This window comes from Streptomyces sp. NPDC104309, from assembly GCF_055584025.1.
On the sequence record NZ_JBVJMV010000007.1, the window covers coordinates 1 to 24487 of the forward strand.

General features: G+C 70.0%; 19 protein-coding genes and 1 pseudogene. 15 read left to right on the forward strand and 5 right to left on the reverse strand.

What is annotated here, in order from left to right; genetic code table 11:
* Positions 1-152: 152 nt before the first annotated feature.
* Positions 153-950: a DUF5707 domain-containing protein gene (locus ACZ68L_RS12215; protein ID WP_469576435.1), complete on the reverse strand. Its 798-nt coding sequence runs from the start codon at positions 948-950 to the stop codon at positions 153-155.
* Positions 951-1741: 791 nt separating this feature from the next.
* On the reverse strand, positions 1742-2941 hold the full coding sequence (locus ACZ68L_RS12220; protein ID WP_469576437.1) for a cytochrome P450: 1200 nt from the start codon (positions 2939-2941) through the stop codon (positions 1742-1744).
* Positions 2942-4301: 1360 nt separating this feature from the next.
* Between ACZ68L_RS12220 and ACZ68L_RS12225 the strand changes: the two genes are divergently transcribed.
* The gene (locus ACZ68L_RS12225) at positions 4302-5261 is read left to right on the forward strand and encodes a hypothetical protein (RefSeq protein ID WP_469576439.1); all 960 of its coding nucleotides are present in this window, start codon (positions 4302-4304) and stop codon (positions 5259-5261) included.
* A 474-nt stretch (positions 5262-5735) separates the two neighbouring features.
* Here the strand turns inward: ACZ68L_RS12225 and ACZ68L_RS12230 are convergent, their stop codons facing one another.
* Positions 5736-6044 (reverse strand): hypothetical protein, encoded by a 309-nt coding sequence (locus ACZ68L_RS12230; RefSeq protein WP_469576440.1) that lies wholly within the window; start codon positions 6042-6044, stop codon positions 5736-5738.
* Between the two features lie 467 nt (positions 6045-6511).
* Between ACZ68L_RS12230 and ACZ68L_RS12235 the strand changes: the two genes are divergently transcribed.
* From ACZ68L_RS12235 to ACZ68L_RS12265, 7 genes and pseudogenes are all read left to right on the forward strand, one after another.
* Positions 6512-9283, forward strand: a complete 2772-nt coding sequence (locus ACZ68L_RS12235; protein WP_469576442.1) for an alpha/beta hydrolase — start codon at positions 6512-6514, stop codon at positions 9281-9283.
* 151 nt (positions 9284-9434) lie between these two features.
* The gene (locus tag ACZ68L_RS12240; protein WP_469576444.1) at positions 9435-9809 is read left to right on the forward strand and encodes a hypothetical protein; all 375 of its coding nucleotides are present in this window, start codon (positions 9435-9437) and stop codon (positions 9807-9809) included.
* Complete coding sequence (locus tag ACZ68L_RS12245; RefSeq protein WP_469576446.1) at positions 9809-10246, forward strand: protease inhibitor I42 family protein; 438 nt, start codon at positions 9809-9811, stop codon at positions 10244-10246. The genes ACZ68L_RS12240 and ACZ68L_RS12245 overlap by 1 nt, the downstream gene beginning before the upstream one ends.
* A 22-nt stretch (positions 10247-10268) precedes the next feature.
* Positions 10269-10679 (forward strand): hypothetical protein, encoded by a 411-nt coding sequence (locus tag ACZ68L_RS12250; RefSeq protein WP_469576447.1) that lies wholly within the window; start codon positions 10269-10271, stop codon positions 10677-10679.
* 126 nt (positions 10680-10805) lie between these two features.
* Positions 10806-10967 (forward strand): annotated as a pseudogene (locus tag ACZ68L_RS12255) (PIN domain-containing protein); the annotation flags it as partial.
* A gap of 52 nt (positions 10968-11019) precedes the next feature.
* A complete protein-coding gene (locus tag ACZ68L_RS12260; RefSeq protein WP_469576449.1) occupies positions 11020-11217 on the forward strand; it encodes a CopG family transcriptional regulator in 198 nt (65 codons plus the stop codon).
* Between the two features lies 1 nt (position 11218).
* Complete coding sequence (locus tag ACZ68L_RS12265) at positions 11219-11599, forward strand: VOC family protein (protein WP_469576450.1); 381 nt, start codon at positions 11219-11221, stop codon at positions 11597-11599.
* Between the two features lie 430 nt (positions 11600-12029).
* Here the strand turns inward: ACZ68L_RS12265 and ACZ68L_RS12270 are convergent, their stop codons facing one another.
* Positions 12030-13439: an oxygenase MpaB family protein gene (locus ACZ68L_RS12270; protein ID WP_469576880.1), complete on the reverse strand. Its 1410-nt coding sequence runs from the start codon at positions 13437-13439 to the stop codon at positions 12030-12032.
* Positions 13440-13537: 98 nt separating this feature from the next.
* The gene (gene uppS / locus ACZ68L_RS12275; RefSeq protein ID WP_469576453.1) at positions 13538-14341 is read right to left on the reverse strand and encodes a polyprenyl diphosphate synthase; all 804 of its coding nucleotides are present in this window, start codon (positions 14339-14341) and stop codon (positions 13538-13540) included.
* A gap of 321 nt (positions 14342-14662) precedes the next feature.
* Here uppS and ACZ68L_RS12280 point away from each other — a divergent pair, with 321 nt between their 5' ends.
* The 7 genes from ACZ68L_RS12280 (at position 14663) to ACZ68L_RS12310 (ending at position 24437) form a co-directional block, all read left to right on the forward strand.
* Positions 14663-15802, forward strand: a complete 1140-nt coding sequence (locus tag ACZ68L_RS12280; protein ID WP_469576454.1) for a hypothetical protein — start codon at positions 14663-14665, stop codon at positions 15800-15802.
* Positions 15803-15968: 166 nt separating this feature from the next.
* Positions 15969-17924: a YncE family protein gene (locus ACZ68L_RS12285; protein ID WP_469576455.1), complete on the forward strand. Its 1956-nt coding sequence runs from the start codon at positions 15969-15971 to the stop codon at positions 17922-17924.
* Between the two features lie 635 nt (positions 17925-18559).
* Positions 18560-19540, forward strand: a complete 981-nt coding sequence (locus ACZ68L_RS12290) for a CPBP family intramembrane glutamic endopeptidase (protein WP_469576457.1) — start codon at positions 18560-18562, stop codon at positions 19538-19540.
* Between the two features lie 113 nt (positions 19541-19653).
* Complete coding sequence (locus tag ACZ68L_RS12295; RefSeq protein WP_469576459.1) at positions 19654-19932, forward strand: ferredoxin; 279 nt, start codon at positions 19654-19656, stop codon at positions 19930-19932.
* Positions 19922-21316, forward strand: a complete 1395-nt coding sequence (locus ACZ68L_RS12300; protein WP_469576460.1) for an NAD(P)/FAD-dependent oxidoreductase — start codon at positions 19922-19924, stop codon at positions 21314-21316. The genes ACZ68L_RS12295 and ACZ68L_RS12300 overlap by 11 nt, the downstream gene beginning before the upstream one ends.
* Before the next feature lie 51 nt (positions 21317-21367).
* Positions 21368-22603 carry a cytochrome P450 gene (locus ACZ68L_RS12305; protein WP_469576462.1) on the forward strand — a complete coding sequence of 412 codons (1236 nt, stop codon included), beginning with the start codon at positions 21368-21370 and terminating at the stop codon, positions 22601-22603.
* Between the two features lie 136 nt (positions 22604-22739).
* Entirely contained in the window at positions 22740-24437 is a 1698-nt protein-coding gene (locus tag ACZ68L_RS12310; protein WP_469576464.1) for a helix-turn-helix domain-containing protein, read from the forward strand.
* The last annotated feature ends 50 nt before the right edge of the window (positions 24438-24487 follow it).

Below are 24487 nucleotides of genomic sequence, written 5' to 3' on the forward strand. Positions count from 1 at the left end.
CACGATGACGCCCTTGCCTCCGGCTCGGGGTTAGCACCACCTCTTCCCCCAGGGGACTTCCACCCCCAAGCAATCGCCCATGCTGGGCGCACAACGACGAAGGGCCCGGCCTGCCGGGCCCTTCGGTTCTCTCGCTACCGCGCGCTGCGGGACTACTTCACGTCGACGAAGTCACCGGTGGCGTTGACTGCGGGAGTCGAGGTCGTACCGGCGAAGCTCCAGCGCCAGTAGCCGTCCTCCACCGCCTTGACCGTGGTCTTCAGCGTGCCGGTGTTGGAGCCCTTCACCGTTTTGACGGTGGTGTATGTGCTGCTGTTCTTCTTCCGGAACTGGAGTTTGACCGACTGGGACGCGTAGCCCGCGTACTTACGGGTGTCCCAGTTGGCCCGGTCCAGCTTGCCCGTGACCGTGATGGTGCTGCCCTTCTTCACGGGCTCCGGGGAGGCGTTGGCCGTCAGCCGCGACAGCCGCTGGAACCTGACCGAGGAGAACGTGTCCTTCTCGGTGAAGTTCCCGTCCTTCCCCCATGCGCCGGCGTAGACCCGCCAGGTCGTGGCGTTGGTGTTCCACAGGTATCCGGGATCGACCGTGATGGTGAGGGTGCAGGTCGAGGTGGTGGCATTCGCGGCCTTGCACTTGGCCCGTTCCCCGTCCGGGTGGAACCCGAAGCCGTACAGGTCCGGGTTGCTGTCGCGGCCCCTCCAGATGTAGGAGAGAGCGTCCTCGATGCCCGAGGAGTGGGACGCGGTGACGGAGACCGTCACCTTCTTGGTGGCGGTGGTACCGAGCACGATCGGCTCTCCACTGTTGACAACGACCTTGCTGATCACCGGGGCGGCGTCCGCCCGCGTCAGCGCGAACGAAGGGCTGCTCGCCTGAGAGACCGGCACGGCGAGGGCGGACAGGGCCAGGGCGCCGGAGACAGCGGCAACAGTGGTACGAATACGCATTTGTTCCCCAAGTCTGGTCTGTGGGTCTGCTGACCCGACGGACCAGACTTGGGGCGAACGTGAAAGGTTGCACACAAAGATGGAATCTTCGCGGAGATCGATTTGAGACGGCCGACACCCCGCTCCGCCCCGTCAGTCGAACCAGCAGTTCCTGGCCGGCTCCGCCGTCCGCGACGGATCTGCCGAGTGCTTGCCGTACCGCTCGATGTGGTCGTGGACGACCTGGTGGTCGGCGTGGCCGGGTTGACCTTGCGCCAGCGGATGAGCGCGCCGCCCTCGCGGGTGGCGGTGATACGAGCAGACATAGACGCGCCGCCCCCTCTGAGACGCTGGGCAGATGCTGACTGAAGAGGCAGCGCGAGGGCTCGTTCCGGCGGAGCTCGCACGGACCGGGGGAGCGATGATAGAAGACCTGGACCTTGCGATCTCCAGGGTTGAATCCGTGTCTTTCGGGTGGGTGTTCCACTGGTGCGCGCGACGGGACATCGATCGCCCCGCCGGCCGGCGGCCAACACTCGGCGGGAACGGCCCTTTCTTGGTGGATCGGGAGAACGAGCGGCTTGTCCGAGCTGCAACCAGCAGGCCCGTACCCCGACAGACCGCGGACTGTGAGCGTCGCGGCGGTGCGGTTCCGGTCATCGCCGGGGCGATCCAACCGAGGTAAGCGATCACCGTCCCGGGCAGCGGACCGCAGCAGTGCAGCGCGAAGAGCGCGGGCCGGGTCACTGCGACGTGACCCGGCTACCCGACCGGCGCCGGGCATCGCCACCCGTTGATCCGTACGAAACCGTTCAGGTCCCGGCCGCAGCGAACGGCAGGGACGCGTACCGCCGGACGTAGTTGCCGTCGGCGAAGGTGCCCGCTGCCGCGTCGACCTCGAAGTCCGGGAAGCGGGCCAGGAGTTCCTCCAGGGCCGTTCGGGAGACCAGGCGGGCCGCGGAGGCGCCCAGGCAGTGGTGTGGGCCGTGGGTGAAGGCGAGGTGCTGGGGGCCCTCGCGGGTGAGGTCCGGGTGGTGGGCGGTGGGGCCGAAGGCGCGTGGGTCGCGGTTGGCGGCGGCGTAGAGGAGAAGGACCTTGCGGCCGGCGGGGACGGTTCGGCCGTGAAGGGTGGTGTCTTCGGTGACGGTGCGGGCCAGGCACTGGACGGGGGAGGTCAGCCGGAGGAATTCCTCGATGGCGGAGGGGAGCAGGGCGGGGGTGTCCAGGAGGGCGCGGCGTTGCCCGGGGTGGGCGGTGAGGAGTTCGGCGGCGCCGCCGAGCAAGCCGGTGGTGGTGTCGTTGCCGCCGGCGACCATGGTGAAGGCGAAGCCGAGGATGCGCAGCAGGGTGCCGGCGTCGTCGGACGGCATCAGGCCGACCAGGTCGGAGACGGTGTCGTCGGCGGGTTCGGTGCGGCGGCGTTCGATCAGCTCGGTGAAGTAGCCGAAGAGGCTGGTGACGGCTTCGGCGGCGGTGAGCGGGTCGCCCAGCGCGTTGGCCTCGACGATGGCGTGGGTCCAGCCGTCGAAGTGGGCGCGGTCGTGTTCGGGGACGCCGAGATAGCGGCCGACGATGTAGCTGGGCAGCGGTTTGAAGAGTTCGGCGATGATGTCGCAGCTGCCGCCGAGATCGGCGATGTGGTCCAGGCGGGCCCGGACGAAGGCACGGACGTGCGGCTCGATGGCGGCGACCCGGCGCGGGGTGTAGCCGCGGGTGATCAGCCGGCGGAAGGCGGTGTGCTCGGGCGGGTCCAGCATCACCATCGGGGCGACGTCGGTGATGCCGAGGCGTTCGCGCTCGCCGTAGGTGATGGTCAGGCCGTCGGCGGAGGAGTAGCGGTCGGTGTCGCGGGCGGCGGCGAGCACGTCCGCGTAGCGGGAGAGGACCCAGTAGTCGCCGTCGGCGACGTGGTGGAGGGGGTGCGCGTCGCGCAGTGTCGCGTACATCTCCCACGGCGAGCGCCAGCTCTCGCCGGCGCACGGGGCGAACGGGGCCTGATGAGATGCGGTCATGCCGGGAGGGTGGGGGCGGCGCCCGCAAGAGTCAATGGCACCTGCGGAGCCACGCCCTGGACGGATCTTCCGGCCGGGGCCGAGCGGTGCCTGGCCGAACGCGGCTGAGTCCGTACCACCGTCCAGGACATCGCCTCAGCCGCCGGAGTCAGCCAGCCACCATCGGCCACCACCTCGGCAGAGCCCTGGTGACGGGCAACAACTGACCGGACCCCGGTCTCAGTTCCGGTCTCATTCACGCCCGTACAGCAGCGGCCATCGCCTGCCCGCTGCCCGACTCCGTGGCAGGTCAGGACACCCACGGCCTCCGCCGGACCCCCATACGGACATGTGGAAAGCGTGTCGGGGGCAACCCCTCACGAGTTCGAATCTCGTATCCTCCGCCATTGCTCTCACCGGGCAATACGTCGAAGGGCCCACCAAGACCGAGCTTCCGGGCGGTCCGCCCGCCCGCGTCGGACGGGGCAGCGTCCGCGACCGCAAAGCCTGCAGCGGCCGCCGACCCTGACGTCCAGTCGGTCGACCTGACGACCCCCTACGGCCGGGCATAGAGAGCCCTGGGCCTACGCTCGGGCGCCGGTCGCTCGTATTCAGGCCGTGACACCTCGCCACGTTCACGGTGGCGCACCCGTGCCCTACGGGCGCCAATGCAAAACGGATCGTCCGACACTGCCTACGAGCCAAGCGTGGCAGATTCAGAAGGCGCTCACCGAGCGGGGCGGACACCACACGACCAGCGCAGAAGCCTTCGTTGCCGTACGAACGGACGAGATGCACGGGCTCACCCGCCTAAGGGCTGTCGCGTAATCCGTGGTGGATCAGCGCGCGGCGTCAGATGCGGTGCATCGCAAGGCGGAGGGACGTCCGCATACTGGATGTATGCGGACGTCCCGACAACACGGCGCGGTGCCGTAGCTGTCGTCGCGCGCCCGCCAGGGATGACGGGACAGCCCTCAGATTGTGTCCGTTTCGAGTACATCGCCCAATGGCTGGTACCGGGGCTCCGGCGGTCGGACCGGAGGGCCGTATGTAAGCAGAAGGCAGAGGTAACGGCTCCTGCTTGGGTCCGGCGCGCCCGTGGATGCGAAGGAACCGCGACTTGGTGCAGCGCCGTCCAGCCGAGACTCTGCGCAGGCCCCGATGCTGACGGAGCCCCGCGGGCGCGTCCATAAATGGAAAGAAAGTCGGTCTGAAAGAACAGAGTTGCCGCCATTAAAGAACATCTACTGATCATATTTGACGAGATTACGACATCACGTGCTGCACGATGACGTCGCTCACTAGTCTTCGACCAGGAGCGAGACGACCATCTCGCCTTGGTCGAGAGACCGGAACTATTTGAGCGCGAGGAGACAGCACCATGACCGGGCAAAGCGGAAACAATCCGCCGGTATACACCGAGATCATCGAGGTGACACCCGAAAAGTGCTCGAGCTGGATGACCAAGAGGACATGCAATCGTGTCCCCCTGAAGCGCTCCAATGTCGATAAGTTCAAAAACATTCTCCGCAATGGGGCCTTCCGCACCACGCATCAGGGGTTCGCGCTCGACTGGCATGGCTGCCTCATCGACGGACAGCACCGCGCCGCAGCAATCATCGAGACTGATTCGACCGTGACCGCGCAGGTCACGTATAACCTCACCCCCGACACGTTCACCGCCATTGATGGTGGCCGTGTCCGCACTGCAGGCGACTTCGTCGCACAGATCACAGAAATGAAGCAGGCCAACGCCAACGTGTACGCGGCCGCGCTGAAAATTCTTGCCAACCGTGCGGCGGGACACTCCTGGACGCGTTGGACCACCGGCCGGCTCACCGCCGAGAAGCTCCAGGAACTCGTAGTGAAGTGGCCTGTCCCCGAGGAGCACATCCTCCGCCTGGTGAACAAGGGAAAGCAGTGCCATGCCAGCGCAACAGGCTTGATCGTGGCCTACAAAGTCATCACGGAAGTATGGCCGGAGCACGCCGCAGACTTGTTTTTGGACGGCATCGGCGACGCGAGCCGGGAATTCGTCGGGCGAGACCCCCGGGCCATGTACACGAACACCATGCTCAGCGTAAACCGCGGGATGGTCAGCCGGGACAGTGTGCAGCAGTCAGCGCAGGCAGTAAAAGCTTTCAACGCTCTTGTCTCTGGCGAGACCATCGGCACCCTGAAGAAGATGAAGTTGGGTGGCATCAAAACCGTTCTCGATCGAAGGACCGGCGAGGAAGTCCAACAGGAATACCTGGCGGATCGCTACCCAGAAGTCATTTCGCCCACAGTTGTCCCCAATGACAAGTGGCTCGGGGAGGACAGCGTGAGGCCCTTCGGTTAGGAAGGCTGGGACCGCGCCACACTGTCCGAGGAGCGGCTCTCGATGCCGTGCTGCAGGACGGTGGCGCGGGGAAACCGTGGGCGGCCCGCGCTCGACCTCAGCCCCTGCTGAGAGGTCGTGAACCAGGCCTACGGCGCTGAGGCGCCAGCCTTGAACCAGGAGTCTGGCATTACTATTCTCAGTTCTGGTCTCATTCACGCCCATTCGGGGCCGTTCGAACGCTCACCCCCGGCCTGCTTTGTCACAGGTCAGGACATTGATGTCCGGCTCCGCACCTCTCCGCGAACATGTGGAAACCGTGGTGGGGGCGCACCCTCACGAGTTCGAATCTCGTATCCTCCGCCATTGCTCTCACCGAGCAATACGTCGAAGGGCTCCGCTGCATGCAGCGGAGCCCTTCGACGTGTGTGACATGGTCGCCGCCGCCGGCATCGATCCCGGCGACGGCGACAGCTGCCGCTGGGCCGCCGTACGTCACGCCGACGACCACATCCACATCATCGCCACCTCATCCGCGAGGACGGCCGCCGCCCCGACCACCACCGCTCCGGTAAACGCGCCCAGGCCGCAGCCCGCCTCATCGAAACCGACTACGGCCTTCACCGCGTCACCCCAGGTGACGGCACCGCCGCCGAGCGGCCCACCAGCGCCGAACGCCACGGCCGGGACCGCACCGCGCGGGAGGAGCTGCGCGAGACCGTCCGCCGCGTGGTCTCCGGCGCCGCCACCGAGCAGGAGTTCTTCGACCGGCTCAAGGACGCCGGGCTCCTCGTAGGCACGCATGTCCTGCCCTCCGGCGACCTGCGCGGCAAACACCGTCGCCCTGCCCGACGACCGCGACAAGGACCGCGAACCGGTCTTCTGCTCCGGCTCGACACTCGCCCCGACCAGCCCCTGCCCCGCATCCAGACCCGCTTCGACACGACTGTCATCGCGTCGCCACCGGACGGCAGCCGCCGCAGGAACCATCCGCGGCGGCAATCCGGGCCGGCCGCTGCCGGGCGCACCGCCACGCACGCCGCATGGGCGGCCATCGTCGTCCTCGACCAAGGCGACGACGGTGCGTCAGCCGCGCAGATCGCGGCTGTCGCGAAGTCCTTGTTCGGCTCCTGTTCGGGTCTTGTCAGATTCCTGTCAGATCTCCCGAGGTGGGACAACCGGTGACAACACGTCACCCTCTCCCCGGTGCGGGGGGTGCTCCTGGGATTCCTGGGGCGCTGAAGCACGACCAACAACGAGGAGACACCATCGTGAGACAGGTCTCACGCGCGCTGACGGCTGCCTTGGCGGCCGTGGCGCTGGCGGCGGGTGTGCCAGGGCCGGCGCACGCGCAACCGGCCGCCGAGTCCATACCCGGCGCGCCGCCGGGCGCCTCCGGGGAGCGGCTGCCGGAGGGGTGGCGTTTCGAGGGCGGGGAGCTGATCTGGAGCTCGCCCGAGCCCGTGGGCATGGGCGGCGCCCTGGTCGAGTTCCGCTCCGGGGAGCGGACCCTCGGCGTCCCGGAGCCCTCCCCCGACCAACGCACCTTCCGGCTCCGCCTCGACGGGGCGAGGGTCGGACCGGTGAGCGAACTCCAGGTGGTCGCCGGTTCGCGGCGGCTGGATGCCGCAAGGGCCGGCCAGGCACACGGTCAGCGGCGCTCGTCGGCCGCGGCGGCGCCCCAGGACCCGTTCCCCGCCAACCCGGTCGACCCCGGTGTCGCCGGTAAGTACCGCACCATCAGCGGTGAGTACGTCCTGAAGTCGGTGAGGCTGCCGGGCTACGCCAAGCCCGTGGAGATGCGCGCCACGGTCGTCGGCCCGACGGACGCGCCGGGGAAGCGACCGCTGGCGCTCTTCCTCCACGGCCGCAGCGCCACCTGCTACGAGCCCGGCAAGAACAGCGCGGGCATGGAGTGGCCGTGCAAGCCGGGCAACAAGGAAGTCCCGAGCTACCGCGGCTTTCTGCACGACCAGAAGCGCCTGGCGTCCCAGGGCTATGTGACGGTCTCCATCTCCGCGAACGGTGTCAACGCGCAGGACGGCCGCACGGCCGACTCCGGGGCGCAAGCCCGTTCGTCCCTGGTGCGCCAGCACCTCGCCCGTTGGGCGGAGTGGGGCGCGAGCCCCGCGAAGGCCCCCAAGGCCGTGCGCGCGACGGAGCCCGCGGACCTCTCGAAGGTGCTCCTGGTCGGCCACTCCCGGGGCGGCGAGGGCGTCAACCGGGCGGCTCTCGACAGCGTCTCCCCGCCGCCGCCCGCCGAGGACGGCTACCGGGGGCCGGTGGGCTGGCGGATCCGCGGCACCGTCCTGATCGGCCCCACCATCTTCGGCCAGAACCCCACGCCAGACGTGCCCTCCATGACCATCCTGCCGGGCTGTGACGGCGATGTGAACGATCTTCAGGGCCAGATCTACCTCGACGGCACCCGGGGCATCGGCCGGGGCACGGCGCTGCACAGCGCGGTGTACATGGTCGGAGCCAACCACAACTTCTTCAACACGGAGTGGACGCCCGGCCAGGCCGAGGCCCCTGCCGCCGACGACTTCTGGGACGACAAGAACAACCCGGACCCGGTCTGCTCGGCAGGAGCCAAGACCCGGCTGAGCGCCAAGCAGCAGCAGACGGCGGGCACCACCTACATCGCCGCCGCCGCGCGGCTCTTCCTCACGGGCGACGACCGGGTCCGCCCGCTGCTCGACGGCTCCGACCGGCGCGCGCCCTCGGCCGACCCCGCCCGGGTGCTGACTCACGCCGTCGGCGGCAACCGCACCCCGGCGATCCGGCCCGACGACCCGCTCTCGGTGACGAACGGGCGCGTGTGCCGGCAGATCACGACGAGCACCACCCGGGCCTGCAGGCCGGACTCCGAACCCGGTAGGTCGCCGCACTTCGCGTCCTGGGCGGACACCACCAGTGAGCCGGGCCGCAACGCGGTCACGGCCCGCTGGACCAAGCCGGGCACCCCGGTCCGCCTGACGCCGGAGCGCGCCTTCTCGCTGGCGGGCTCCGACGCGCTCGCCCTGCGGGTCATAGTGCCGCCGAACACCCGGGGCACCCGGCTCGACGTCGCCCTCACCGACACCTCCGGCAAGCGGGTGAGGCTCGGTCAGGTCACCGTCGACGGCCTTCCCGGCTCCGACTCGACGGCCGCGCACTGGGCGCGTGAGGTCCGCGTCCCGCTGAAGGCCGCCGTCAGCGCCGGCGTCGACCTGGAGCGGACGCAGTCGCTGGAGCTCACCCCACGCAGCAGCTCCGGCGAGCTCTGGCTGATGGACGCCTGGGGCTGGCGCCCCGGCACGCCGGCGGTACGCCCCGTCCCGCTCCCGCGTGTCGACATCGGCAGGCTGACGGTCAAGAAGGGCGACTCCGGCACCCGCACCTACAACGTGCCCGTCCGGGTCACCGGCAAGGGCACCGGCGTGATCAAGCTCGCCGTCCGCGACCCGGAGACCTACAAGTCCACCGTCCGCACCGTGACGGTGAAGGCCGGTGGCTCCGTAGGCGTGTCGATCACGGTCAAGGGCAACACCCGCTACAACCGCGACCTCCTCCACGAGGTCGCGGCCAAGGCCGTGCGCGGCACAGCGGTCGGCGGCGCCTTCGGGGGCGTGCTCGTCGAGAACGACGTCCCCATGCCCACGGTCACCGTGACCCCGGTCGCCGACTCGGTCGCCAAGGGCCAGAAGCTCACCTGGAAGGTGGAGCTCTCAGAGCCCGCCGACACCAACATCGAGACGCGGTTCGACCTCCTGCCGGTGCCCGAGGGCACAGAGCTGTCCACGAAGGACGTCGACGAGGAATGGCTCTCCGGGCTCGGCGAGGCAGCCGACCCGGAGCGGCCCCTGTCCACGGACAGTCCCTCCCTCTGGGTGTCCATCCCCAAGGGCAAGACGAGCGCCGAAGTGTCCGTGCCCACGGTCGCCAACGCGCTGACCGAGTCCGAGAAGTCCCTGCGGATGCAGGTGTACATCCTCAAGGAGGACGAGTGGATGGAGGGCCCCCTCCTCACGGGGAAGGTCACGGACGCGCGCCACGGCTGACGCCCTGGGTCGACGTACCGCGCTGACGGTGCCTGAGCGCACCACCTGGCCGATGGCACCGGCCCCCGCCACGGGGCCGGTGCCATCGGCGTGAGGCGACGAGGGCGACGGCGAGTACGACGGCTGGTGGTGGGACCGCCACGCGGCCGGCATGGACTCCGACGGGCAGGAGGAGATCTCCGACAAGGAGCTCAGCCCGCACACCGGCGACAGGTACGACACGCAGGAGATGGACGGCGCCGACGACCGGCGCGGTGTCCTGCCCGACATCGAGAAGTCCGTCGCCGACGGCAAGCCGGTCCCCTTCAACATCTCCCGCAAGGACGAGGACGGCAACATGCACGGCCACAGCCTGATGATCACCGGGCAGGAGGACGGGAAGCTGCAGATCTACAACCCCTGGGGCACCACCACGTGGGTGAGCGAGGACGACTTCATCAACGGCGACCTCAGCGCGGCCACCGACGACCGCTACTCCAAGGCCCATGAGGGCGATGTCAGCCGCGTCTACATCGAGCAGAACTGATGGTGTCCATGCGATCCGCCCTGCGTACGGCGCCCGCCCTGCTCCTCGTCCTCACCGGCTGCGGCGACTCCGGGCCCGCCGCCTACGGCACCGACGACCGGACCATCACCGTCGACCACGGCGAGAAGTTCACGCTGAAGGTCCCGGCCAACCCCGAGCTCGGCCAGAACTGGTACCTGGCGAGCCCACGCGAGGACGCGGACGTCCTGAAGTACCGGGGCGACCGCGAGGACACCGGCGACGGTGACGGAACCCAGTTCTTCGACTTCACGGCGCTCTCGCCCGGGAAGGCGACGGTGAAACTGCTGTTCTGCCCTTACGGCCGGTGCCGCAGCGCCGACGAGGCCGCGTCGAAGCCGGTCCCGACGGCCACGGGCGCCCCGAAGGACTCGGACCAGGAAGCCGCCTACTACCTCTATACGATCACCGTCCGTTGAGCCGGACCGGAACGGAACGACGATGGTCCACGACCGCTCCCCACGCACCGACGACGAGGTGCTGGCCGCCACCGACATCGAGGCGCTGCTGCGCCACGGCCTCAGCCGCGACGCCTTCCGCACCGCGCTCTTCGGCGACGGTGCGATCGCCGCCGCCGTCACCCTCGACCGGCTCGGTGTGCTGCCGCGCTCGGTGACGTACGTCGCGGAGATCGTCCGGGTCGGCGGCCTCGCGTACACGGCCGGGCTGGCCGAGCCCCTGCCGTCGGGTGCCGCGTCCGTATGCCTGCGGGACTGGCTGGAGACCGCCGCGCAGGTCGCCGGCACACAGGATGACGAGGCGCGTGCCGCACGCTGGCTGGACACGGTCGCCGAGCTCATCGGCCTGCGCCGCGGCAGCCGGGCCGCGACGGCGGGGCCCGGTCCGGCCTGATCCAAACGAGTGATCGGCACCTCTCGCTGAGCGAAGCACCAAGGTCCCTGGTCGGCCTACGGGGTCGCGCAACGCAAGGAATAAGGAAGCCAAGGAGGCCACGCATCTATGTGGCTTCAAGCTGCCGTCGAGGACATGCGCATGCTGTTCGGCTGGGTGCCCGTCGATGACCGGGCCTACGACCGGGCTTGGCAGGTACAGGAACTACTGACCAAGCGCGGGCAGCACCGCAGTGCGGGCGCAGTGGATCTCGTCGTTGCCGCCACCGCCGAACCTGAAGCCTGCACGAGGTATGCACCCGAGCGAGCTTGCTAGCAAGCTAGTGTGCTAGTGTTTTGTTGTGGGAGACGAAGATGTGAAGCAGTTCAACGTGTACCTGCCGATCGGACTGATCAAGCAGGTCAAATACCGCGCCCTCGAGTCGGAGCTTTCGCTGTCGGCGCTGGTCGCCGAGGCGCTGCGCGCCTATCTCGAAGCCCCCTCCCCCCAGCACGACCAACCGTCCGGCGAGGCCGGCGAGTCCACCAAGGAGTACTGAGATGACGACCGAAGGCATCGAAGCCGTGTTCCTGGAGACCCACAACTGGGGAAAGTCCGCGAAGTTCTTCCAGGGCCTGGGCTACGAGCTGGAGTTCACCACTGACCACAACTCCGGCCAGCTGCGCAACGGCGACGGTCCGACCCTCTTCATCGCCGAGGTTCCCGAGGACCGCGAGCCGCAGCTGCAGCTGGTGCTGAAGGTGGCCGACGCCGACGCCGACGCCTTCCGGCCCGGCGACGGCGTGGAGGTGGTGACCCCGTTCGAGGACACCCACTTCGGGACCAGGCTGATGACAGTCCGCGACCCCGATGGGCGGCTCTGGAGCCTGCAGGCGCCGGCCAAGGACCGGCCGAAGAGGGAGGGAGCGGGCCATGAGTGACGGGGCAGCCGCGGTCGTGACCGGCCCGGACGGGGCCGTTACTCCGCACCCTCGCCCCAACCGGGGCACCACCGCGCCGCGGTCTCGACATGCCGGTGGTGATGACCGGGGGTACTGATCGCCGCGATCGACAGCACGATCGTGGTGCTCGCCCTCCCGGAGATCCAGCACGACCTGGACATCTCGGTGACCCCGAACTGCTCGGCGGTCTGCCCGCCCGCATCTAGGCAGGACCTGACGAGTGCACGTGCGCGAGCCAGGACCAACGTGGCCGGGCGAAGACTTGGAGAGCGTGTTGGGGGCAACCCCTCGCGAGTTCGACCTCGTATCCTCCGCCAGTGCCTCACCGGGCACGTTGTCGAAGGGCCCCTCGAATCCGCCTTGTGGTGGGGCCCTTCGGGGTTCCGGCGCCTGTCTTGTCCGGGGTGTTCTACGCGTCGGAGAGCAGTGAGTCGTAGGCGGTCGAGTGTCGGCGTCCCGACATGAAGGACAGGAAGTCGTTCACGAACGCGCTGCGGGAGTACCTTGCGTCGGCGTCGGCCACCGTGCATTTGAATCCGGTCCGGAACAGGGCCCGGTACTCGTCCGCGTCGATGAACTGGTTGCCGTCCGCGTCGGTGACGTCGAAAAGCACTTCGGCGACCCTGATCAGCGCGGGCCCGGCGAGCGAGGGGACAGCGGCGGCGTACTCCTCCCTGCTGATGCGGCCGTCGCCGTCGTCGTCGAGGGCCGCCTGGAGTTCCCTCCACCACTCGGCGTACGCGTTGTAGAGCTTGGTCTCTTCCGGTTCGTCCAGATCGAGGCGGGAGGACAACTCCCGGGCCATGGCGGCGAGATCGGGCCAGTCCAGGTAGCCGTCGCCGGTCTGGTCGAGCACGGCGGTGAAGAAGGCGTCAGCGCTTCGCTGCGCCCCGGTCCCCTCGTCGGGTCCGTGCTGCGCGGGAAAGGGCGTGACCAGCCGGAACAGGGCGCCGGCCTGCTTCATCCGGCCCCGCAGCGCGTTCAGCGTCGCGGCTTGGGGGGTGTCGCTGTCCGGGGACGAGTAGAGGAGGCTGGTGAGCGTCTCGGTCCGGCGCCAGTCGGCGGGCAGCAGGCGGGCCAGGCCGGCGGCCATGTAGACGCTTTGCATCAGTGTCCGGGCACCGGGAATCTCGGGCAGACCCGCCCGTCGGCGGAAGGGCTCGGGGAGGGACGCCACGGTGATCGTTCCCAGGACCGGGCCCGCGATCGCGCGGCCCGCCGCCCATACGGTGGGCAGGCCGTCCAGCAGGGGTGGCGCGGGGAGATGGTCGAAGAGCTTGTAGAGGATGATGCGCAGCGCCTCCGTGTTCTCCAGTTCCTCCTGGACCATGTGGTCGTAGTACTGCCAGAACTCCTGCAACGTGGGCGGCAGATGGCCTGCCCCGTCCCCCAGAACCGCGAGGAATGCCTGGTATTCGGCGTAGAGCTGCTCCATGGTGGGCGGGTCGAGCGGCTGCCCGCTCAGTCGGCACATGGTGACGGAGCTCTCGAAGAGCGTCGCGACCACCCAGGCGCGGACCTGGGGGTCCATCGCGTCGTAGGACCGGTTCTGCGCGTCGGTGCCGCTCAGCCGCGCGTGCAGGCGGTTGAGCCGTGCCGCCTCCCTCTGCCGCGCGTCATCGTCGGCGCCGAACATGCGCTGCAGGCTCACGAGGGTGTTGCGCAGCCGTCGCCACGGGTGCGCGACGAACGTCGAGTTGTCGATCAGGGCCGCGCCGATCTGCGGGTGGGCGGCCTCCAGCACCGTGGCCCTGACCACGGCCAGTGCCCAGCGCGGATCGTTGAAGAACCGGTGGAACTGCGAGTCGGGCCCGAACATGGATCCGGGCTGTGTTCCGGGGGTCGGCGGTGCGGGATCGCCGTGGTGATCGGTGGCGCCGGGACGAGGGTGCCCGGGGTGGCTGCTGCCGGTGTCCTTCACGGGTGAGGTTCTCCGTTCGCGTGCGGCGTCACGCCGCCGAAGCGGCGATCGCGTTGCTGGTAGGCGTGCAGGCACTCCAGGAAGTGCGGCGCGCGGAAGTCGGGCCAGAGCACCGGGGGGAAGGTCCACTCGGCGTAGGCGACCTGCCAGAGCATGAAGTTGGAGATCCGCTGTTCACCGGACGTCCGGATGACGAGGTCCACATCGGGCGTATCGGGAAAGGGCAGGTGAGCGGCGAAGTGCTGCTCGTCGACGGCATCGGCCGGCACCCCGCTGCGGATGAGGGAGCGTGCCGCTTCGACGATGTCCCTGCGTCCGCCGTGATCGAACGCCACGGTCAGCGTCATGCCTCGGTTCGGAGCGGTCAGCGTCGTGAGATCGTCGAAGTCCCGGGCCAGCGACGCGGGGATCCTCGGGTCCGCCACCCCGAGGAACCGGCAGCGGATGCCGCGCGCGTGCAGCAGCGGGGCGTGTTTGCGTACCACGCGGCGCACCAGTCGCATGAGGAAGTCGACCTCGTTGCTCGGGCGTCGCCAGTTCTCGGTGGAGAACGCGTACAGGCTCAGCCACTGCACCCCCGCCGCCCGCGCCGTCTCGATGATGTCGATCACCGTTGTCTCCGCCGCCCGGTGACCCGACGTACGCGGCAGGGACCGCCGTGCCGCCCACCGGCCGTTCCCGTCCATCACGCACGCGACGTGGCGCGGAACGCCCCTGTGCCGGGCTTCGACGGCCGGGCCGCGCGGATCGGCACGGGCCGACGACGGGGGAGGAGTGCCTCCGGTTCCCTCAACCGTCATACGTACCCCCCGGCTGCCGCATCACCGTCCCCCTCACTCAGCAGAGTGCCGGTACCCGCCCCCGGGCACCTCGCAATCTCCGCATATTCACCTGTAGTACGTCAGTCCGCTTTAACGACCTCCTGGCCGGGCCCGGCCCTGACCCGGGAACGGTGCGGGGCCGGGCCCTCCCCGCCCTCCCGCTACAACCTTCCGATGCCGTCAGGAGTCTGTCCGGTCGTCCAGTTCCGCTCTCTGGACCTGCACGAATGTCCTGCACGAACGGCCTGCCCGAACGTCGACCGGGCAGAGCTCCCTCCGACCGCAAAGGAACGCTCACCCATGCATGCACGGCATCTCCTGCGCACCGCGGCCGCCTCACTGACTCTCGCCGCCACCATGCTCGCCGCCGGTGGCGCCGAAGCGGTCGGCGCGGCCGGCACCCCGTCCGGCTGGGAGGTCTCCCTCTCCGGGGACAGCCCCGCCGGGTCGCTGATGTCGGTCTCCTCCGTCGACGACGATCTGGCCTGGGCCGTCGGCAGGAAGGAACAGCACGGCGTCATCATGCGCTGGGACGGGGCGAAGTGGAGCGAGGACACTGCTCCGGGGCTTCCCGACGTCTGGCAGTGGTCGTCGGTCACCGCCGTGTCCGCCGACGACGTCTGGGCCTACGGCACGATCAACAGGGATCAGGCACTGGTGCACTACGACGGCGAACGCTGGACCAGCGTTCCCGCCGCCGGCCCCGCCGACGACTCCTGGCCCGAGGTCCCGATCGAGGCCGTCCCCGGTCGGCTCTTCAAGGGCGGCAACGCCCTTTACACGTACGCCGACGGCGCATGGCAGACCTTCACGCTGCCGCGCCTCGTCGACATCCGGGACATCGACGCCCTGTCGGCGGACGACGCCTACGCGACCGGGATGCAGTACCCGGTCGACGGCGGCCACCCGGTGACCTACCACTGGGACGGGACGACCTGGACCCTGATGGACGAGCCTCCCGTGCGTACCGGTACGGACACGGCCAAGATCACCGCCGACGCCCCGAACAGCGTCTACGTGGCCGGCTGGGCCGATGACGCCCACGGCGGCCCGCCCCTCCCGAGCGTCGCCCACTGGGACGGCACCGCCTGGAAGGACGTCACCGGATCGCTCGCCGACCTCTACGTCCACGCGATCGCCTCCGACGGCCGCGGCGGGCTGTGGGTCACCGGTAACGACCAGGCCGAACCGGCCTTCTCCGAGCCGGTCTTCTGGCACTACGACGGCACCACCTGGACCAAGGAGCCCGGAGCCACGGCACCTGACGGCGACACCCGGTGGCCGTCCTACTCCTTCTACGATCTGGCACCGGCCGGCGCCTCCGGCGCCTTCTGGGCCGTCGGCGACTACTCCACGCCCATGGACAAGAACGGCGACCAGACGGGCAACGGCCTGATCGAGAAGTCCAGGACGCTCCCCCTGCCGACGGCCCGGGGCTGAAGCGTCACCAGTGGGTCCGGGAAACACACTCCTCGCATGTCACTGCCATGCCATACGCTGCCCGCCGGCAGCCGCGCCCCGCACGTCACCGCACATCCGCGGTCACGTCCGGATGCTGCGCGGCGCTCTCAACTCCCGGTCATCCACCGGGTTTCCTCGTGGGGGTATGAACACTGTGCGTACGCGCAGCATTTCGACCGCGACAGCGCTCGCGGTCCTCTTCAGCTCGGCGGTACTGAGCGTCACCGCGGCCGGTCCCGCGTCGGCGGTCACCACGACCATCGGCTCGCCCGCGGGCATCGTCGTCGACGGCGCCCGCCAACGGGTCTTCGTCGGCGACGACACGAACGGCAGGATCGTCGCCGCCGACTACAACGGCAACCGCGTCGACTCGGTGAGCGGCATCGCCGGGATCTTCGACCTGGCCCTGTCCGACGACGGCACGACCCTGTACGCGGCGGCGCGGGTCAGCCACGAGATCGTGGCCCTCGACGCGGCCACCCTCGACATCAAGGCCCGGTACCCCGTGGCCACCGGCATCGGCCCGCTGTACGTCGAATTCGCCGGCGGCAAGGTCTGGTTCACCTACGAAGACCAGTCGAACGGCGATGGCGACCTGGGCTCGGTCGACCTGGCGGTGGGCCCGGCCGACGGGACCGACCCGGTGACACTCGGGCAGCTCCCCGGGGGTTCGGGAGTCGGGAGCCCGCCGCACCTCGACACCGACCCTTCCGCACCCGGACTGCTGGCCGTCGGCGCGACCGACTTCTTCGACACGACCAAGGACCTGATGGCCGTCGTCGACGTCTCCGGCGCCACGCCCCAGGTGACCGCCCGGCACAACGGCGACTACTCGCTGAACGACGTCAGCGACATCGACCTCGTGCCCGGCACCTCACAGGTGCTGGTCGACGGCACGGACCGGCACGCCTACGCGGGCGGGACGTTCACCACCGCCGGCGCCTACCCGGCCGGGCAGCGGGCGGACATCGCCCCGAACGGTCTGGTCGCCCAGATCAGCGGCACGGACGTGGCGGTCTACCGGCCCGGCGCGACCGAGCCGATCCGCACGTACGCCGCCGACGCATCTGCCCTCGCCTGGGCCCCGGACGCCTCCCGGATCTTCGCGCTCGTGAGCTCGCCCGGCGGCTACACCCTCAAGGCGCTCACCGACCCGGCGCTCAGTGTCCCGACCCTGACCGTGAGCGCCCCCGCCACCGCCCCCCGCGCCAAGACGCTCACCGTGACCGGGAAGCTGTCGGCGACGGTGCCCCTGCCGAGCGGTGCCAAGCTCCAGGTCACCCGCACTGACCTGGAGAGTCCCAGCGGCAAGGCGCTGCCCGCCGTCACGGTGAAGGCGGACGGCTCGTACTCCTTCACCGACGCCCCGCCGGCCGGCGGCACGGTGACGTACAAGGTCGCCTACGCGGGCGACGCCCAGCACACGGCGGTCAGCGCGTCCGACAAGGTGTCGGTCCCCTGGACGAAGCCGACGCTGACCCTGAACAAGAACGGCAACGTCTACGACTACGGCACCGACGTCTCCTTCACCGCGCACCTCGGCTCGACCTACAAGAACCGCACGGTCGAGATCTGGGCGAACCCCTTCGGCAGCGACAAGCCCGACAAGCTGCTGAAGACCGGGAAGGTCAACTCCAGCGGCACCATCTCCGCGACAGTGGACATGACGCGGGACACGGACGTCACCGCGGTCTTCAAGGGGGACACCCGCACCGCTCCGAGGACGGTGAAGTCCACGGCGTACGCCAGGGTCAAGATCTCCACCGCCGTCTCCAAGCACTACAAGACGGGCAAGATCGGCTCGACGTCGTACTACTGGTTCCACAAGAGCACCGACCCGGTGCTCACGACGACCATGACCTACTACAAGGGCCGTAAGCAGCGCTTCGACCTGCAGGTCTACTCGGGCGGAAAGTGGCATTCGGCCGACTCCGAGTACTTCCCCCTGGGCACGAACGGGAAGTGCGCGGTACGCCTGGAGGCGCCGGGACAGTCCGGGATCAAGGCGCGGATGCGGTCGACGTACGTGAACGGGTCGTCCGGCGACACTGTCAACTCGACGACGTACGGGCCCTGGAAGTACCTGTACTTCTCCAAGTAGGCCGTCGGGCTGCGAAGGTTCCGAGCAGGCCGTTCGGATCGTTCCGAGCAGACCGTTCGGATCCGAGCACGCCGTCGGGTGCTGGCGGTCCGGTCGTCGCGGATGACCGGACCGCGCCCGGGGACCGGCCCCTTCCCCGGGAACGTCAAGAACCCCCGGGAGGGGGCCGTCCACCGCTTCGGGCGACGGCACCGTGACCGGGGGCCGCACATGCAGTCCCCGGTAGTCCATCTCGGTTTCACGAGTTCCAACCGTCGCTGGACACTTGGAGATCGAGTGGATCCGCCGGGGGCCTGGCCAGAGCCGACGAGTTCGTCACGCTCGTCGGTGAACGTCTTCACCGATGGTGCGGCTCGCTCTGGTTTTCTGGTGTATTAGTGATTTTCCTCCCTGTTTGTCCCGAGTCAAGGGTTTTCCGGAGTTCTTCCTGACCAATTCGGCGATCGAACGCGATACGCGTACGCGTGACCACGCACGGCTCCCGATGGCCCGCCCGTGGTCCGTACACAGGTGAGTACGGAGCCGGAGGCGCGTGCGTCAGCCCCCGTGCCCCCGTAAGGGTGCAGACGACTCCACCACAGAGAGGGGAGCGGGCTTCCTTCTCCCCCTCTCCGGGCGCTTCTAGCGTCGTTGCCATGACGACTGCAGCACTGCGGGCCTTACCGCAAGAAGCCCGATTCCGTGGACTGTTCACCTATTTGGCGATCGCCTGCCTGGGCATGTGGGTGGCGATGTCCCCCTTGCTGCTCGGGGGGTTCCGACGCACCGACGGCAGGGCCGAGCCCGGCAATCTGGAACAGCTGTGCATAGCGGGGGCCATGATGGCTCCGGCCCTCGCCGCGATCGTGGTGGTGCGATGGGTGGAGCGCCGTGACGGCCGGCTGCGCGACGCACTCGCCCTGCGCATGCCGAGGCCGTGGTCCCACGCGGTGCGCTGGATGCTGGCGGCCGTGGCGGTCCCCGCAGGCCTCACCGCCGCCACGCTCGCCATCGGCACGGCAGCGGGTGTCTATCCCTTCGGCGGCGTGAGCTGGGGCGGCACGGCCGCCTGGGCAGGGACGGCGTTGGTGCAGATGCTGGTGTCCCTCCCGCTGTTCTTCGGTGAGGAACTCGGCTGGCAGGGCTATCTGCTCCCCCGGCTCGCGTACGGAAAGGATGGCCGCGCGCGACCGGTACTGGCCTACCTGGGCACGGGGGCCGCCTTCGCGCTGTGGCATCTGCCGACGCTGCTGATGGGCGGGCAGTATCCGGGGCGGCCCTGGTACGTCTCCGTACCCGCCATGGTGATCAGCTGCAGCCTCGCTCTGCCGATCTTCAGCTGGCTGCGGCTGGCCTCCGGATCGGTGATCCCGGCGGTCATCGGCCACGCCTTCGTCAGCACGACCAGCGTGAGCATGGTCAAGCACTTCGCGGAGCCGGACGCCCCGTTGAACCCGCTGCGGATGAGTCTCGCCGGGTGGCCGGGCTGGATCGCCATGGGCGCCCTGGTGGCCTTCCTCGCCTTCACGGGAAGGCTCGCCCTTCCCGCGCCCCGATCCGCAGAGGGCGAGAAGGACGAGAAGGACGAGAAAACGGAGGCGGGGGGTCCGGGCCGGGTTCCCGACCGGACGTCCTGACCCGCCCGTCCGGTCTCCCCCCGTCGATGACCCCATTGGTCCGCCATCGCTCGCGGAACCACCGCGGCGCTCGCAGGCTGAGGCGGGGGTACTACTGGAAGGGCGGCCCCTTGATGAGGCTTGTCGTCGATCTCAACCGGTGCCAGGGGTACGCGCAGTGCGCCTTCCTCGCACCCGATGTCTTCGCCATGCACGGCGACGAGTCGCTGCTGTACAACCCGCACGCCGACAGAGCGCAGCGGGAGCAGGTGCTCCGTGCCGCCACCGCGTGTCCGGTGCAGGCGATCCTGGTGGACGACCTGGACGACCCGGACGGAGTGGGCCACGTGCGCGACACGTCGGCCGCGGCGGGCGAAGGCACCGCGCGCGAGAGGCTGTCCGGTGTCCGGTGACAAACACCTGGAGTGGCTGAAGCGCGAGGGGCGGATCGTGATCGTCGGCGCCTCGCTCGCCGGGCTCCGGGCCGCCGAGACGCTGCGGAAGGAAGGCTTCGCCGGTTCGCTCACGCTGATCGGTGACGAGCCCCATGAACCGTACGACCGGCCGCCGCTCTCCAAGCAGGTCCTGCTGGGGCGTGCGACCGCCGACCGCACCGCGCTGCCCCGGCGCCTGGCGCTCGACGCGCACTGGCGCCTCGGTGTCGCCGCCACCGGGCTGGACATGGCGGCCAAGCGGGTGCGCCTGGCCGACGGGGACGAGGTGGAGTACGACCGGCTGCTGATCGCCACCGGTGTGCACGCCCGGCCCTGGCCGCACGAGACCGAGGCCGAACTGGACGGGGTCTTCGTCCTGCGCACGCGGGACGACGCCGCCCGGCTGCAGCGGCGGCTGGCGGCGTCACCCCGCCGGGTGCTCGTCATCGGCGCCGGATTCACCGGTTCGGAGATCGCGTCGGCGTGCCGCGAGCGCGGACTGCCGGTGACCGTCGCGGAACGCGGTCCGGCGCCCCTCGTGGGCGCGCTCGGCGGAGTGATCGGCCGGGCGGCCGCGGAGCTGCAACGCGAGCACGGCGTGGACCTGCGCTGCGGAATCATGGTCACGGCCCTGGAGGGCGACCCGGCCGGACGTCTGCGGCGTGCCCATCTGTCCGACGGCAGCAGCATCGACACGGATGTCGCGGTGGTCTCGCTCGGCGCGAGGCGGAACACCGAGTGGCTGGCCGGGTCCGGGCTCGGCGCCGGACCGCGCGGCATCGCCTGCGACGCCGGATGCCGGGCGTTCGACGTCCGCGGCATCGTCACCGACGACGTCTTCGTCGCCGGTGACGTCGCCCGGTCCCCGCACGCGCTCTTCGGGTACCAGTTCCTGTCGCTCGAACACTGGGGCAACGCCGTCGCACAGGCCGAGACCGCGGCACACAACATGATCAGCAGCAGTTCGGAGCGCCGACCGCATCTGTGGGTGCCCGCCTTCTGGTCCTCCCAGTTCGGGGTCAACATCAAGTCGGTCGGCGTCCCGTCCCTGGGCGAGGAGGTCGTCGTCGCCCAGGGGTCGCTCTCCGACCGTCGCTTCACCTGCGTGTACGGATACCAGGGCCGCGTCATCGCGGCAGTCACCTTCGACCAGACGAAGTGGCTGGAGTTCTATCAGCGGCAGATCGAATCGGCCGCGCCGTTCCCGCCCACGTACTCCTCGGTGGACCGTCGTCCCGAAGGTCTGCGACCGGTCCCGGCCGAATTCCCGGACCCCTCCCTGCCCACCCACGGGCCATCCGTCACCGTGAGCGGCTACTCACCGACCGACCAGCGGATCACCTTCACCCCCGCCCATGCGTGACCGCGGTCCGGAAGGAAGCCCCGCTGTCCCACCGCCCACAAGGACGCCACCATGACGCATGAAACCCTCCTGCGGCAGGTCATCGACTACGCCAACCGCGCCGATCCCTATCCGCTGTACGCCGAGCTCCGCAAGACGCCCGTCATCCAGGGCGGCGACGACCTGTTCGTCGTCAGCACGTACTGGGAGATCAAGAGTCTGCTGCACGATCCCCGGATCAGCTCGGACGTACGCAACCTCTCCCCCAGCGCCGCCGGAACGCTCCTTCAGGAGGAAGAGGCCTCGACCCTGCCGCCCGCCTTCCTGAGACTCGACCCTCCCGAGCACGACCGGCTGCGGCGTATGACGATGCGCCCGTTCGGACCGCCGGAATCGCCCCGTCGCGTCCACGGCATGCACGGCGAGCTGGCCCGGATCGTCTCCGGCCTCGTCGACGGTTTCGGGGACCGGAAGCAGATCGACCTCGTCGACGACTTCTCGTACCCCTTCCCCGTCACCGTGATCTGCCGGCTGCTCGGGGTTCCGCGCGAGGACGAGGCGCGCTTCCACACCTGGGCCGACACCATCGCCGCCGGTCTCGACCCGAACCCGGACCAGGACCCCGGCGAGCGGCGGCGCGTCACCCAGCAGGCCCGCACCGAACTGGGGCTGTATCTGTCCGAGCTCATCGACGAGCGCAGCACCGCACCCGGCGACGACATGCTCTCCGCGCTGGTCACCCCGCACGGCGCGGACGGGCAGATGACCCGGATGGAAGTGATCAGCACGGCCGCGCTGCTCCTGATCGCCGGTCACGAGACCACGGTCAACCTCATCACCAACGGGATGCTCACGCTGCTGCGCAATCCCGATGTCCTGGAGCGGCTGCGCGAGGACCCCGGGCTGGCCCTCCCGATCGTGGAAGAGCTCCTGCGCTTCGAGCCCCCCGTGCAGTTGCTTCCGCAGCGCACCACCCTCGCGGACATCGACATCGCGGGCACCACCATTCCCAAGGGCGCCTCCGTCTGGCTCGTCCTGGCCTCCGGCAACCGGGACCCGCAGCGGTTTTCCGACCCCGACCGCTTCGACCCCGACCGGGAGGACAACCAGCACCTCGGCTTCGGCAGCGGCATCCACAACTGCTTCGGCGCGCCCCTCGCCCGTCTGGAGGCCCAGCTCGCCCTCACCGAGCTCGCCCGCAGGCTCGACAACCCCCGGCTGGTGGAGGACCCGCCCCCGTACCGCCAGAACGCCGTACTGCGCGGCCCCCGCCACCTGGACATCGCCTTCGACGGACTCCGTGCCTGACCGGTCGCACCGACTTCGTACCGGACCGGTTCGTGCCTGACGGTCGCACCGACTTACCGGACCGGTTCGGTGCGCTTCTCGCCGGAGGATGTGCGAGCAGTGGCCCCCTTCGGGGGCGGCCGACCATCATGGGCTGATGCCGACGCATGAACCGGACCGGCGCGACACCGCACCCTCGCTGGAGCAGGTCCTCGGGCTGATCGCCCCCGGGATGCTCGATGTCGTCGTGGCACCGCTCGGTACCGGCGTGCCGGTGGCCGACGTGGTGCTGCACGACCCCGGTGAGGAGCGGGACGACGGGGCCTGGGCGGCGTCCGGGCTGATCCTGCTCGCGGTCGGTGTGGAGGTCGCCTCGCCCGAGGCGGTCGACGTGCTGCGCGAGGCCGACCGGGCCGGTGCCGCGGCCGTGGTGATGCGGCGGGGCTCCCGCGGGCCGCGGGCAGTGCTGCTGGAGGCGGCCGGCCGGGGACGGACGGCGCTGCTGACCCGGCGGCCGGGGCAGGGGTGGACCGAGGTGCTCGGCCGGTTGCGGACCGCTCTCGTGCACAGCGCCCCGGCCCGGTACGCAGCCCTGTCGGGCGGCGCGGGCGGGGCGGACGGGCTGCGGCTCGGCGATCTGCCGGGACTGGCCAACACGGTGGCCGACCTGGTCGGTGGTGCCATCACGATCGAGGATCCGCAGTCGCGGGTGCTGGCGTACTCGCGGATGGACCACGAACCCGATCCGATGCGTCGGCTGACGATCCTCGGGCAGGAGGTCCCCCGCTGGCGGGTCGCCGAACTCCGCGAGAGCGGCTTCTTCCAGGCGCTGTGGAGCACCGACGACGTGGTGCGCCGGCCCGCCGACGACCGGTCCGCCGAGCGGCTGGCCATCGCGGTGCGCCACGGGTCCGAGGTTCTCGGGTCGATCTGGGCCGCCGCCGACGGTCGGCCGCTCGCCGCGGGCGCGGCGGCGGCGCTGCGCACGGCGGCGCGGGCCGCCGTACCGCATCTGTCCCACCATCGGACGTGGGGCCGGGCGGCGGCGAGAGCGCGTGAGGAGGCGGTCCACGCGCTGCTGGACGGGGCCGCGCATCCGGTGCGGACCGCGCACGATGCCGGGATCGTGCCGCACCGGCCGTACGCGGTGCTGGTGGCGGAGGCGTACGACAGCCGGGCGCTCGGCACCGCTGCCGGGCCGGGCGCCGGGGGCGACGCCGAGCAGCGGGTGCTGGACGTCCTCGCGCTGCAGGCCGCCGCGCACCGGCCGGGGTGCGTGACCGCGCGGTCCGGGCGGCGGCTGTACGTCCTGGTCCCGGCGCGCGACGGTGAGCCCGATCCAGGCCGCACCCTGCCGGCGACGGCACGTTCGGTGCCGCACACCGCGGTGTTCGCGGGCGTCGGGCCGGTTGCGGCGGACCTGTCGGAGCTGCCCGCGTCACGGGAGGCCGCCGAGCTGGTGGTGCGGGTGCTGCGGGAGCGGGCCGCGGCACTGCCGCCCACGGAGGCGGTGTCGGCGGTGGCGATGTTCGGCGAGGTGGAGACCGACGCGTCGTTGCTCCGGGTGCTCGACCGGGTCGAGCCGCTGTGGGACTCCCTGTCGGGGCCCGTACACGCGATGGCGGCCCACGACCGCGCACACGGTTCGCAGTACGGCGCGTCGGTCGCCGCGTACCTCGACGCGTTCGGCGACACGGGCACGGCGGCGCGGCGCCTGAACGTGCACCCCAACACCCTGCGCTACCGGCTGCGCCGGGCCCGGGAGCTGTTCGGCGTCGATCTGGCCGACCCCTCCGTGCGGCTCCTGGCGGACATCGGGCTGCGGCTCACGGCACGCGGAACGCGGCACGGGTGACCCGAACAGCCTTTGACCGAGACGCCGTTGACCATTGAGCCGATCATTCG